The sequence below is a fragment of the Kurthia sp. YJT4 genome (assembly GCF_030219945.1).
Lineage (GTDB): Bacteria > Bacillota > Bacilli > Bacillales_A > Planococcaceae > Kurthia > Kurthia gibsonii.
The window spans coordinates 1,640,759-1,653,112 of sequence record NZ_CP126689.1 but is presented as its reverse complement, the minus strand read 5'-3'; the positions used below and the strand labels follow the sequence as shown (position 1 = coordinate 1,653,112).

General features: G+C 36.0%; 9 protein-coding genes, 1 pseudogene, 3 riboswitches and 1 other annotated feature. Of the genes and pseudogenes, 7 read left to right on the top strand and 3 right to left on the bottom strand.

Annotated features, from left to right (window positions below; genetic code table 11):
* The first annotated feature begins 83 nt into the window (after nucleotides 1-83).
* The gene (locus QN089_RS08120) at nucleotides 84-1,319 is read left to right on the top strand and encodes a right-handed parallel beta-helix repeat-containing protein (protein WP_068453212.1); all 1,236 of its coding nucleotides are present in this window, start codon (nucleotides 84-86) and stop codon (nucleotides 1,317-1,319) included.
* Between the two features lie 57 nt (nucleotides 1,320-1,376).
* Here QN089_RS08120 and QN089_RS08115 read toward each other — a convergent pair whose 3' ends face one another.
* A complete protein-coding gene (locus QN089_RS08115; protein WP_285215049.1) occupies nucleotides 1,377-2,567 on the bottom strand; it encodes an aminotransferase-like domain-containing protein in 1,191 nt (396 codons plus the stop codon).
* A 268-nt stretch (nucleotides 2,568-2,835) separates the two neighbouring features.
* Between QN089_RS08115 and QN089_RS08110 the strand changes: the two genes are divergently transcribed.
* The 5 genes and pseudogenes from QN089_RS08110 to QN089_RS08090 all read left to right on the top strand — a co-directional run bounded on the left by QN089_RS08110 (nucleotide 2,836) and on the right by QN089_RS08090 (nucleotide 8,168).
* Nucleotides 2,836-3,651: a metallophosphoesterase gene (locus QN089_RS08110; protein ID WP_285215048.1), complete on the top strand. Its 816-nt coding sequence runs from the start codon at nucleotides 2,836-2,838 to the stop codon at nucleotides 3,649-3,651.
* A 483-nt stretch (nucleotides 3,652-4,134) separates the two neighbouring features.
* Nucleotides 4,135-4,268: riboswitch (FMN riboswitch) on the top strand.
* Between the two features lie 97 nt (nucleotides 4,269-4,365).
* Nucleotides 4,366-4,499: riboswitch (FMN riboswitch) on the top strand.
* 100 nt (nucleotides 4,500-4,599) lie between these two features.
* Nucleotides 4,600-4,733: riboswitch (FMN riboswitch) on the top strand.
* Between the two features lie 126 nt (nucleotides 4,734-4,859).
* On the top strand, nucleotides 4,860-5,492 hold the full coding sequence (gene ribE, locus QN089_RS08105) for a riboflavin synthase (protein ID WP_285215047.1): 633 nt from the start codon (nucleotides 4,860-4,862) through the stop codon (nucleotides 5,490-5,492).
* Between the two features lie 11 nt (nucleotides 5,493-5,503).
* Nucleotides 5,504-6,088: pseudogene (gene ribB, locus QN089_RS08100) on the top strand (3,4-dihydroxy-2-butanone-4-phosphate synthase); the annotation flags it as partial.
* Between the two features lie 29 nt (nucleotides 6,089-6,117).
* Entirely contained in the window at nucleotides 6,118-6,585 is a 468-nt protein-coding gene (gene ribH, locus QN089_RS08095) for a 6,7-dimethyl-8-ribityllumazine synthase (protein ID WP_285215045.1), read from the top strand.
* 203 nt (nucleotides 6,586-6,788) lie between these two features.
* Nucleotides 6,789-8,168, top strand: a complete 1,380-nt coding sequence (locus QN089_RS08090; protein WP_285215044.1) for an SH3 domain-containing protein — start codon at nucleotides 6,789-6,791, stop codon at nucleotides 8,166-8,168.
* A 425-nt stretch (nucleotides 8,169-8,593) separates the two neighbouring features.
* On the opposite strand, the gene QN089_RS08085 is transcribed toward QN089_RS08090, so the two are convergent.
* Together QN089_RS08085 and QN089_RS08080 are read right to left on the bottom strand one after the other, a co-directional pair.
* On the bottom strand, nucleotides 8,594-10,138 hold the full coding sequence (locus tag QN089_RS08085) for a solute symporter family protein (protein WP_068453226.1): 1,545 nt from the start codon (nucleotides 10,136-10,138) through the stop codon (nucleotides 8,594-8,596).
* The gene (locus QN089_RS08080; protein WP_285215043.1) at nucleotides 10,139-10,528 is read right to left on the bottom strand and encodes a DUF485 domain-containing protein; all 390 of its coding nucleotides are present in this window, start codon (nucleotides 10,526-10,528) and stop codon (nucleotides 10,139-10,141) included.
* Between the two features lie 468 nt (nucleotides 10,529-10,996).
* Nucleotides 10,997-11,211: a binding site (T-box leader), on the top strand.
* Between the two features lie 42 nt (nucleotides 11,212-11,253).
* Between QN089_RS08080 and proB the strand changes: the two genes are divergently transcribed.
* Nucleotides 11,254-12,354 carry a glutamate 5-kinase gene (gene proB, locus QN089_RS08075; RefSeq protein ID WP_285215042.1) on the top strand — a complete coding sequence of 367 codons (1,101 nt, stop codon included), beginning with the start codon at nucleotides 11,254-11,256 and terminating at the stop codon, nucleotides 12,352-12,354.

The window sequence follows — 12,354 nt, the reverse complement described above, 5'->3', positions numbered from 1 at the left end:
TTTTAAATTGAAAAAATACCCATTTTCAAATTTTTATGTGCTATAATTCTCGCTGTGATAAATATCTAAAGGAGTTAATAACAATGAATAAAATTAGGATTATTTCGTTTCTTTTATTGATAGTAGGAATTATAAGTGTAATAACCATTCAACCAGAAGAAGCAAATGCAAAGACCTACACAATCACACCGAATAGTAAACCACTCGACCCTATGTTTCAACGATACGGTACGTATAATCAATATACGAAACACTACTATTTATTCCGTTCTTATATGAACGAATTTGAAAAGAAAAAAGGTGGCAAACTCATTATTAAAAAAGGAACGTATAACATTACAAATGCGATTTATGTTCCATCTAACGTAACATTAGAATTTCAAGACGGTGTCAAAATGGTCAAAACGACAAAAACAGGAACAAACATCATCACGCCATCTGCTTCGATGTTCCAACTCGTATCACCTTCAAAAGCATTAATTGACGGTGCATATGGTAAATACAACGGTGAGAAAAATATTAAGTTTATCGGTAAAGGAACGGTCACGTTTGACATGAAATATGTTCCAAAAGGCATTACGATTATTATGGGGCATAATCAAAACGTTCTTGTTGACAATATCCAATTCCGAAACTTCAATTATGCGCACTTCATCGAACTGGACGCATCGAAAAACGTAACGATTCGCAATTCAACGTTTAAATCGGCTAATGACCCTCTAATGTCGGTGAAAGAAGCAATTAATATCGATACACCCGACCGCGAAACAAAAGGGTGGAGTCAACGCTGGAGCAAGTTTGATGCACAACCAAATACCAATGTATTAATTGAACATAATACATTCGAAAATATTCCACGTGCTGTTGGTACGCATAAATACTCAGAAAAGAAAATTCATAAAAACATTACGATTCGAAACAATACAATGAAAAACCTACGAAACGATTTTATACGCGCGCTTAATTGGGAAAACGCCATCATTGAAAACAACACATTCACACTCGAATCAACGGATCCACGCAATGAAGTTGTAAAAGGTATTTCAGCGAGTGGTGTAAAAAATATACGTATTAAAAATAATACATTTGACCATATGGCAATTGCGATGATGTTTTTCACATTCGCTAACTCGGGTGGCGGTTCAACAAACCCTGTCTATGCTGATTTAACAGAACAAAATAAAATAGATTTATTATCAAATACATATCTGAATTTGAATACACCGTATATTCAAATTCGTGATAATTTACAAAGTGATGGTACGCGTAAAACAGAAACGATTAAACTAGACGAGCAAACACTTCGTCAGGCGAAGTAATAACTGTATATAAAAAGAGGAATCGCGTGTAAAGCGATTCCTTTTTTCATTATGAATTTATGATTTTTGAACGATTTCAGCATCTTTTAAAATCGTAGCGAGACGTTTAATACCGTCGCGAATTACTTCGGGTGCTGAGTTTGTGTAGTTTAGACGCAGTGTATTCACATCTTTTTTCGATGTATAGAATGGATCGCCTGGTACGAATGCTACGCCGACATCCATCGCTCTTTCGAAGAATTCCATCGCTGTCATACCATTATTTAATGTAGCCCAGACGAACATGCCACCTTCAGGACGTGTGAATGATACATTCTCAGGGAAGTGTTCTTCTAAAGCTTCCAACATCACTTTTGACTGTGCATCGTATAGTTCGATGATTTTTTGAACATGTGTATCGTATTCATTATGCGTTAAATATTCATAAATTGCATATTGTGAGAAGATGTTGGTGTGTAAGTCAGATGCTTGTTTTGCTGTTTCAATATGACGCATCAATTCTTTATTTTTTGAAATAATAAAGCCTAAACGCATACCTGGTGTAACGGTTTTTGAGAAACTACCAAGTAACACACTATTTTCTGATTTACCAGCCGCAATATAAGGTAATGAATCACCTTTGAAACGTAGCTCACCGTATGGATCATCTTCTACTAAAATAATATCGCGGTCTTTAATTAATTCATATACTTCTTTACGACGCTCTGCTGTGTACGTAAGACCTGTTGGGTTTTGGAAGTTCGGCACGGTATAGATGAATTTTACATTCGGCTGATCGAGCGCAACTTTTAATTCTTCAAGGTTTAACCCATCTTCTTCTAATGTAACAGGGGAGAATGACGGTTCACTCATTGTGAAGGCCTGAATCGCACCTAAATAACCAGGTTCTTCAATAATAATGCCATCCCCAGGATTAATTAACACTTGAGATAATAATGATAGTGCTTGTTGTGAACCTGTTGTTAATAGGATATCATCTGCTGTAATACCTAAGTCATGCTTACGATTATATTTATCTGCAATATATTGACGTAGTGGTAAGTAACCATTCGTTGAAGCATATTGGAAAATTTTGCTTCCATTCTCATCGATTGCACGATTGATTGCTTCTTGTAAATTTTCAAGTGGAAAAGAAATCGGATTTGGTAAGCCACCTGCGAAAGAAATGACGTCTGGCGCGTCCGTAACTTTTAAAATATTTCGGATAAATGATGAGGGCGTATTTAATACGCGGTTAGAATATTGCATGTGCGATTCTCTCCCTTTTTCTGACTTTTTTTAAAAGTATAGCACTCTAATGATTGAATCACAAGATATAAGTCTGTTTTGTAAACAAATAAATTTAAAAAAATAGCTAAAATAATACTTAAAGTAGAAAAAAAGGACAAATAAACGATTTAATAATTCTGATAATTCTAATTATTTTAATAATTTATTCGATAAATTGATATGCATTGCATAATGTTACATCGTTCGTTATCCTTAATTTATTGTTGAAATAAAGGATGAATTCAATATGAAGAAACTAATTAAAATAATTGGTGCACTTGTTGTACTTTTTGTTTTTTATATAGCTAATAATCAATGGCTACAATTATCAAAACATACGTTACAAGTAAAAACATTACCAAAAGAAATGAATGGTTTAACAATTGTTCAAATTTCAGATTTGCACGATGCAAAATTTGGTCGTCACCAACAACGACTAATTGAACAAGTAAAAAAGCAAAAACCCGATTTAATTTTTTTAACAGGCGATTTAATTGATCGCAATAATTATAAACTGGGAAGAAGTCTAGAAGCAGTTGATGGTTTTACAAAAATTGCCCCGACTTATTTTGTCGATGGTAATCATGAAATTTCAATTAATCGAGTTAAAGAGATTCATACAGCACTCCAAAAAAGGGGCGTGCATGTTTTAAATAATGAAGCAGAAACATTCTATTATAATGGTGCGCGTATTCAACTTATCGGTATTAGTGACCCTTTATCCGGCGAAACAACAGAAGATATGCTAGCAAAAGCGCTGGTGAATGTTCCACAAGATCAATTCAAAATCTTATTAGCACACCGTTCAGAATTTGGCGAAAAATACGCACAAGCTGGAATCGACCTTGCATACACAGGACATGCACATGGCGGACAAATTCGCTTACCATTTTTAGGTGGGTTAGTCGATCATGATGCCTCACTATTACCGAAACATACAGAAGGAATTGAACAAGTGGAACAGTTGCAACACGTAATTAGCCGTGGTCTAGGAAATAGTCTCTTCCCATTACGTGTCTTCAACCGCCCAGAAATCGTCGTTACAATTTTAGAATCGAAATAAACGGGCGAATGACCCGTTTGGACGAACGAATGACCCGTTTCGCCGGTCGAATGTCCCAAATCAATCAGCGAGTGACCCAACAACTTTAACGAATGACTCGTTTCGCCGGTCGAATGTTCGAATTCACACGATCCCAGTCAATTTAAGTCCCTCTCGAATTGCTCAAAAGCCTTGAAGAAAGTAAGGAAAGGGAGCAACTCAAGTCTTTTGGTCGAGTGACCCATTTTTGCCCTCGAATGACCCGTTTCGCACTCGAATGTCCCGTTTGAACGAGCGAATGTCCCGAATCGATTAACGAGTGAGCCAACAACTTCAACGAGTGACCCGTTTCGCCAGTCGAATGTTCGAATTCACACGATCCCAGTCAATTTAAGCCCCTCTCGAATCACTCAAAAGCCACGTAATCATTCGTGGTCTTTTGAGTTTTTTTGTAAAAAATCTAGTTTTCTGAATAAATTAGTGGTATGGTATAGCTACAATTAAAAAAATCTTCGGGGTCGGGTGAAATTCCCAATCGACGGTGATGCGCGTTAGAGCGATAAGTCCGTGAGCTTTTCGGAGCAGGAGCTGGTGAGAATCCAGGACCGACAGTATAGTCTGGATGAGAGAAGATGCTAAAAATTTGTTTATGATGCGAAAAAATCATAGGCTTATTTGAACATACCTTTTTCATCGACCTCATGTAAATGAAGGTCTTTTTTATTGTGACAACAGAATCGTCTTCGGGGTCGGGTGAAATTCCCAATCGACGGTGATGCGCGTTAGAGCGATAAGTCCGTGAGCTTTTTGAAGCAGGAACTGGTGAGAATCCAGTGCCGACAGTATAGTCTGGATGGGAGAAGACATGTAAAAATTTGTTTATGATCCGAAAAATCATAGGCTTATTTGAACATACCTTTTTTCATCGACCTCATGTAAATGAAGGTCTTTTTTGTTGTATCAAACTGAATAATCCTTCGGGGTCGGGTGAAATTCCCAATCGACGGTGATGCGTGTTAGAGCGATAAGTCCGTGAGCTTTTCGGAGCAGGAGCTGGTGAGAATCCAGAACCGACAGTACAGTCTGGATGGGAGAAGGATGTGTGAACAAAACTTGTTAAAAAGACGTATGTCAACAGGTTTATTTAGACATGAATTTTAATCATTCTTCCATAAAACTACCCTGAATTGTTTCATCAATCGAGGGTAGTTTTTTATTTTGGGAAAGGAGTGGTTCGTATATTTACAGGGATTGTAGAAGAAGTTGCGACAATTCAATCGATTCGACAAGCGAATGAAAATATGGTGTTGCAAATTCAAGCAGAAAAAATTTTACAAGATGCGAAACTGGGTGATTCGATTGCAGTAAATGGTGTTTGCTTAACAATTGAAAAATTAGAGCAGTACGCTTTTCATGCGACAGTTATGAAAGAAACCTTTCATACAACAACACTACATCGTCTACAGCTACGTGAAAAAGTGAATGTTGAAAGAGCTTTACAGTTGCAAGGACGATTAGGTGGACATATTGTGACAGGACATGTTGAAACAGTCGGGAAAATTCAGAGAATCTTAAAAACATCGAACGAAATTCGCTTAACGATTGAAACAGAACCGAAATTCATCAAACAGATGGTGCCAAGAGGTTCTGTGACAGTGGACGGGATTAGCTTAACGATTTTTGCGTTAAACGCGCGGACATTTGAAGTTTCGCTTATTCCGCACACATATGAAACAACGATTTTGCATATGAAAAAAGTACGTGATGTCGTCAATATCGAAACGGATTACATCGGAAAATATGTACAAAGCCAAATGGCGACAATTTTAACAGAAGATTTTTTACGAAAAAATGGATTTTGAGGTGAAAGAACATGCAAGAAATAGAAGAAGCACTTCGTGTTTTACGAGCTGGTGGCATGATTATCGTGACTGATTCTGAAACACGTGAAAATGAAGGGGATCTCGTTGCATTAGCAGAAACGATTACACCTGAACAAGTAACATTTATGGCAATTGAGGGGCGTGGATTAATTTGTACACCTATTTCTGAAGAAATGGCGACACGCTTAGCATTAGCGCCGATGACAGAAGATAATACGGATAATCATGGAACAGCCTTTACAATTTCGATTGACCATATCGATACGACAACAGGTATCAGTGCTTATGATCGTGCATTAACCATTCAAGCTTTAACAAGTGAACAAACCGTAGCACAAGATTTTCGTCGTCCAGGACATGTGTTTCCGCTTATTGCAAAAGCTGGTGGTGTATTAGAACGTGATGGGCATACGGAAGCAGGAGTGGATTTGGCAAAGTTATGCGATAAAAAAGAAGTAGCAGTAATTTGTGAAATTATGGGTGATGATGGACATATGCTGACAGGTGAAAAGTTGACCGCATTTGCTAAAAAACACGTATTACCTATCATTTCAATCGAAGCATTAAAACAATATATTGAACAAACAAAAGGAGCGTATTCAAAATGAACATGATCGAAACAACATTAATCGGAAAAGACTTAAAAGTTGGGATTGTATTAGGAAGATTCAACGAATTCATCACAAATCGTTTATTAGAAGGAGCAGTAGATGGTTTAAAAAGACATGGTGTAGCAGAAGAAAATATTGACGTCGTAAAAGTACCAGGTGCTTTTGAAATTCCATATATGGCAAAACAATTAACAGGTTATAAAAAATATGACGCAATTATTGGGCTTGGAACGGTTATTCGTGGTGCAACAACTCATTATGATTATGTGTGTAATGAAGCGGCAAAAGGAATTGCTTCAGTATCACTTGAAACGAATGTGCCAATTATTTTTGGCGTTGTCACAACGGAGTCAATTGAACAAGCTATAGAACGTGCAGGAACAAAAGCAGGGAACAAAGGTTATGATTCGGCTGTAGCAGCAATCGAGATGGCAAACCTTCATCGTCTATTAGAAAAATAGACTAGTGTAGATGACCTAGTATGTTTTATGCCAATAGATTGCTAGTTTCAAATCGTATAAAATGACTTGAAACCTATACTCATATAATAAACCTATATCTTTAGTTCGAAAGTCGTTGTTTTGTATAGTCAGCCTATTGAATGACAGTTATAATACTCATTTGGAAAGAGTATCCATGTTTTCAATATAGGAGGGACTATAGGGTGAGAAGAACAATAATGATTGGCGCAACGCTTATGTTAGCAATTGGAATAGGTCAAACGCCAACGATTGAAGCATCAGCAGCTACACAAATAAAGTATGTGAGTATAACAAATGGTAGCAATCTAAATGTTCGAAAAAGTGCGTCAACAAAAGCAACAACATTGGGGAAATTGCAAAACAATACGAAAGTAACCGTCATTTCAACCAAAAATGGCTGGTCAAAAATTAAGTATAAAAAAGGTTATGGTTATGTAGCAAGTAGTTACTTAACAAGTAAAAAGCCTACTTTAAAACCATCTTCAACTGTAACGTATTATGTCAGTACACCAGGTATTGATTTGAATGTTCGAAAAAGTCCATCAAGTCAATCACAAAAGCTTGGTACAATTAAAAATAAAAGTAAAATAGATGTCGTAAGCTATGGAAAAGAATGGTCGAAAATTCGTTATAAAACAGGGTATGCTTATGTGGCAACCATGTATTTAACGAAAAATAAGCCAGCACTTCAACCGTCCACAACAACGGTCTATTATGTGAAGACAAATGGTGTTGCATTAAATGTTCGAAAAAGTGCCTCTAGTACATCGACAAAATTAGGTTCTTTAAAAGACCAAACAAAAGTTGATGTCGTAAGTTACGGAAAAGAATGGTCAAAAATTCGTTATCAGTCAGGTTATGGCTACGTAGCAAGTTCGTATTTAACAAAGCAAAAGCCTGTGAGCGAATCATTTCAACAAATGACAGGAACGTACTATGCGAACCCAGGTTTAACAACAAATTTGAACGTTCGTACAGCACCATCCACAACTGCAAAAAAAATAGGTGAAATCAAGCAAAATACGAAACTACATGTTTTAGCGCAGTCAGATGCTTGGGTGAAAATTAATTATAATGGTAAGACAGCTTATGTGAGTAAAGATTATGTATCAAAAGAAGTAAAAACGAACTTTTTACGTAATCAAAATCGTTCATATGAAGTATATGATGTGGAAGAAAACGGAACGATTGAAACGATTTATCAAAAGCAGGAAAAAGGAATTGTTAAGTGGGGAAATGTGAATCGAGGTTTTACACATACCGAAACAGCGACTTCTAAAAGTTATACATTCTTTAATTATCATACAGGATACGGATTTGCAATCAACACACCAATCTTTAAAGGTGCAACATCTGGTAGCCTGACAAAAGGTTATAGTAAGATTACATCAGTTAGTTATACAATGACCGTAAAAGCAGGCACATTTAAACAAGTAGTTGTTCAAAAGTTCTATAACTCAAAAGGAACCAATACAAAAATCGTCTATTATGCTCCGAATGCAGGTGTGATCAAAGCAGTTGAAAATGGTCACACAACATTTGAATTAGTCGATGTAGATTAAATTGAATGATCTCGTATGATTTCTGAAAATCATGCGAGATTTTTTGTATGCAAAGTGCTTATATATTAAATTCTATTTAAAATAAACCTCTCTAGTCTATATATAAATAAAATAAAAAAAGTTGACAAGAGGCTGAAAACATGAGAAGATATAAATCTTGATAAAAAGCTAGTTGAAGAAATTGGCAGTTCACAATTGTTTTTGAAGATACTTATTCACACTGGCGTGACTATGGGGTCACAAGGACGTAAAAGAAGGTAGGGTTTACGTTGCTTAGGTTAGAGAATAACAGTGTAATTTTTACCGCGGCAAGTAAATAAAGAGAGTAGTACATTCCCCGGAAGATCGGGTTGAGATAACATACAATTAGCAATATCATGAAAAAAGAGGGGTATAACCAACTATGGTTATACCCCTCGTCCAATTTAATGGGAAACATCTGAAACATTAATGCCTGTGCTTGATTTTACTTGAATTTCTTCATATATTTCTAAGTCTACTTTACGACTTGATAATTTCGAGCCGAGATAGCCTGCTAAGAAACCAAGTGGAACCGTGACAATTGCAGGGTTTGTCAATGGGAATAAAGGTGTTCCAACAAAAATAGCATTTCCTGTAGGACTCCAGATATTCGGACCAATTGCACCTAAAATGATACAAGAAATTAAGCCTGTAGCTGTTGCTGCGATTGCACCTGTTGATGTGAAGTTCTTCCAATAGATTGTATATAAAATAACTGGAAGGTTTGCGGATGCTGCGATACAGAACGCAAATGATACTAAGAATGAAACGTTTAATGATTGTGCACCTAATGCAAGAAGAATTGATAATACTGCAATTGAGATTGAACCAATACGAGCAGCTAATACTTGTTGTTTTTCAGTTAAAACGCCTTTTTTAATGATTTCACCATAGATATCGTGAGAAATAGCCGAAGCACCTGTTAATACAAGACCAGAAACAACTGCTAAAATCGTTGCGAATGCTACTGCACAAATAAATGATAGTAAAACATTACCACCTAAGAATTCAGCTAATAATGGAGCGGCTGTATTACCTGCTGCGTTTGCTGCAATAATTTCTTTGATTCCAACGAATGCTGCAGCACCGAAACCTAAGAAGATTGTTAGAGTAAAGAAGATTGCTGTAATCCATGTAGCCCATGAAATCGATGTACGTGCTGTTTGTGCGTCTTTTACAGTGAAGAAACGCATTAAGATATGTGGAAGACCACCTGTACCTAAAACAAGCGCGATTAACACAGAAATTGAATCAAAACCATTTGTATATTTTAAGCCAGGTACTAAGAAACTGTCGCCATAGCTTGTAGCTGTTGCCATCTTGTCAAACATCGTGACAATGCTGAAGTCGAATTGACGTAATACTAAAAACGACATTAAAGCTGTACCGAATAATAGTAAACAAGCTTTAATAATTTGTACCCATGAAGTCGCTGTCATACCACCGAATAATACATAAACCGTCATCATCGTACCAACGATTAAAACAGCAATCCAATAATCAATACCGAATAATAATTGAATAAGTGCACCTGCGCCAACTAACTGTGCAATCATATAAAGAATAACAATTGTAATCGTACTAATTGCAGCCATTGCGCGTACTTTCTTTTCATTAAAACGAGCTGTAATCATATCAGCTAATGTATATTTACCTAAATTTCTAAGTGGCTCTGCAATCATGTAAAGTACAACTAAGTTTGCTACTACATAACCAACTGAGAAGAAGAAACCATCAAAACCTGATAATGCGATTGCACCCGATACACCTAAAAATGCAGCGGCTGATAAGTAGTCACCTGAAATCGCCAAACCATTTTGCCAACCTGTTAAGCCACCACCAGCTGTATAGAAATCTTTTGCATTTGATGTCTTTTTAGCGGCAATATATGTAACTAATAAAGTTAGACCTACAATTCCTAAAAAGAAACTAATCGTTACAATATTCATTTAAAAACCCCCGTCTTTCAACTTTTCAACTAATACCTTCATTTCACGATCAAATCGTGTTGCCCCTTTAATGTAAAAGCTACATAAAACAATCGTCATAACAAATAACGATAGAGCATATACCCAAACCCATGTAATCTCTCCATACATTTTCTGATGTAGTACAGTTGTGAATGAAGTTAGAATTGGTAAGGAAATATATAATGCTAGGAAAATAAAAGTTGTTGAAAATAGAAATGTTCTTCTTTTTTTAACGAGTGCTTTAAATTCTTGATTTTGCCCAATTCCTTTCAAAACTTTCTTTTGTGTCATTTCTTGTTCTGTTTTTTGCTCGATAATTTTATTGGAAACAGAACTCCCCTTTGTTGGCAGATCGATTTTTGTCGTCATGCCAAACCACCTCCGATGTTGCAAATTTCTACCTTATTCAGAAAAATTCTCGTTCGTTCACAAGGCATGAAACTATTGTATTAAGGCAGAGAGAGAAAATCAACAACATTTTTTCAGAAAATTCTAAAAGGAATTTTTAAAATTTGTAAAAATAAATATATTCTGACTTACATGAAAAAAATTCCTTTTAAATTAAAAAGTAGCAAAAAACCGAATTCAAAAGAAATTAAGCGTAAATAACTAAAAAAATCACTTTAAAAACAAAATAATAATTTAAAAGAGAAAAAAATCGAACGAAAAAGAAATCTCTATTATTATTTTAAGATAATTAAATTGTATAAAAATTTTCAAAAAATTGTTGTATAACAAAACAGGGTTTTTGATGTAAAAGACAATATTTTTCTGTTTTCAACATATAATACAGAATATATTGACAAAAAAGTTCTTATCGGGAATAATGAATTTAATATATTAGCGTACGGAAGAATAGTATGTGTGTGACTGTTTGAAAGAGAGATTTCCTCACCGGCTGAAAGGGAAATTCAAATAAGGCATGCGGAACCTACTTCCTAGCTCCTATGAAAACATAGGCGCATACTCCAGCGTTAACGGAATCGAGCGGAACAAAGTATGACTTTGTTCAATTAAGGTGGTACCGCGAATGAGCCCTTTTCGTCCTTAAAATATTGGATGATAAGGGCTTTTTTATATGGAGGAATACAAATATGTACCAAAATCGAATTGTTGTAAAAATCGGAAGTAGTAGTTTGACGAATAGTAAAGGTGAAGTAGATTACAAAAAGCTACAAGAACATGTAGCAGCGATTGCCGCTTTAAAACAAAAACACTATGATGTTGTACTCGTTTCATCAGGGGCCGTCGCTTGTGGATTCCGTCAACTAGGTTACACACAACGACCAATTACTGTAAAAGGAAAGCAAGCAGCTGCTGCAGTTGGTCAAAGTTTACTGATTCAAGCCTATACAAAAGCACTTGCACAGTACGGTTATGTAGGGGCACAAATCTTATTGACACGCGCTGACTTTCAGTCGAAACATCGTTATCAAAATGCGCATGAAACAATCGAGGAACTATTAGAACGAAATGTTTTGCCAATTATCAATGAAAATGACACCGTATCATTACAAGAATTAACGTTTGGTGACAATGATTTATTATCAGCACTTGTAAGTGGTTTAGTTCATGCGGAGCAGCTCATTATTTTAACGGATATTAATGGATTATATACAGCAAATCCTAAGAAGGATGCTACAGCAAAACGTTTTGATTATTTAACAGAAATTACAGATGAGTTACTTGGATATGCAACATCAGAAGGTTCAAATGTAGGCACAGGTGGCATGCAATCTAAATTACAAGCAGCTAAAACCGCTTACGACTTAGGTGTCAATGTGTTCATCGGTAAAGGGGAAGGTTCAGAAAAGCTCATCGAAATTATAGAAAAGCGTGGAGACGGTACGTATATTGAGCGACAAGTTCCGCAATCATTATCTTCTAAAAAGCAATGGATTTCACTTTTTTCTCAAACACAGGGAGCGATTTATATTGATGAAGGTGCAGAAAAAGCGATTTTAGAAAATGGGAAGAGTTTATTACCAGCAGGTGTATATCTGGTTACAGGCAACTTTGAAGCAGGTGATGTAGTCGATGTCTTCAGAGAACGTGATTTAATTGGTAAGGGTGAAGTTTTATATAGCGCGGAAGAGTTGATGCAAGCTATGGGAAAAAGAACAGACGAATTAGCACACGATCATGTAGTGATTCATCGTGATCGCTTTGTAGCAGTAGTAAAGGAGGAAATTTAA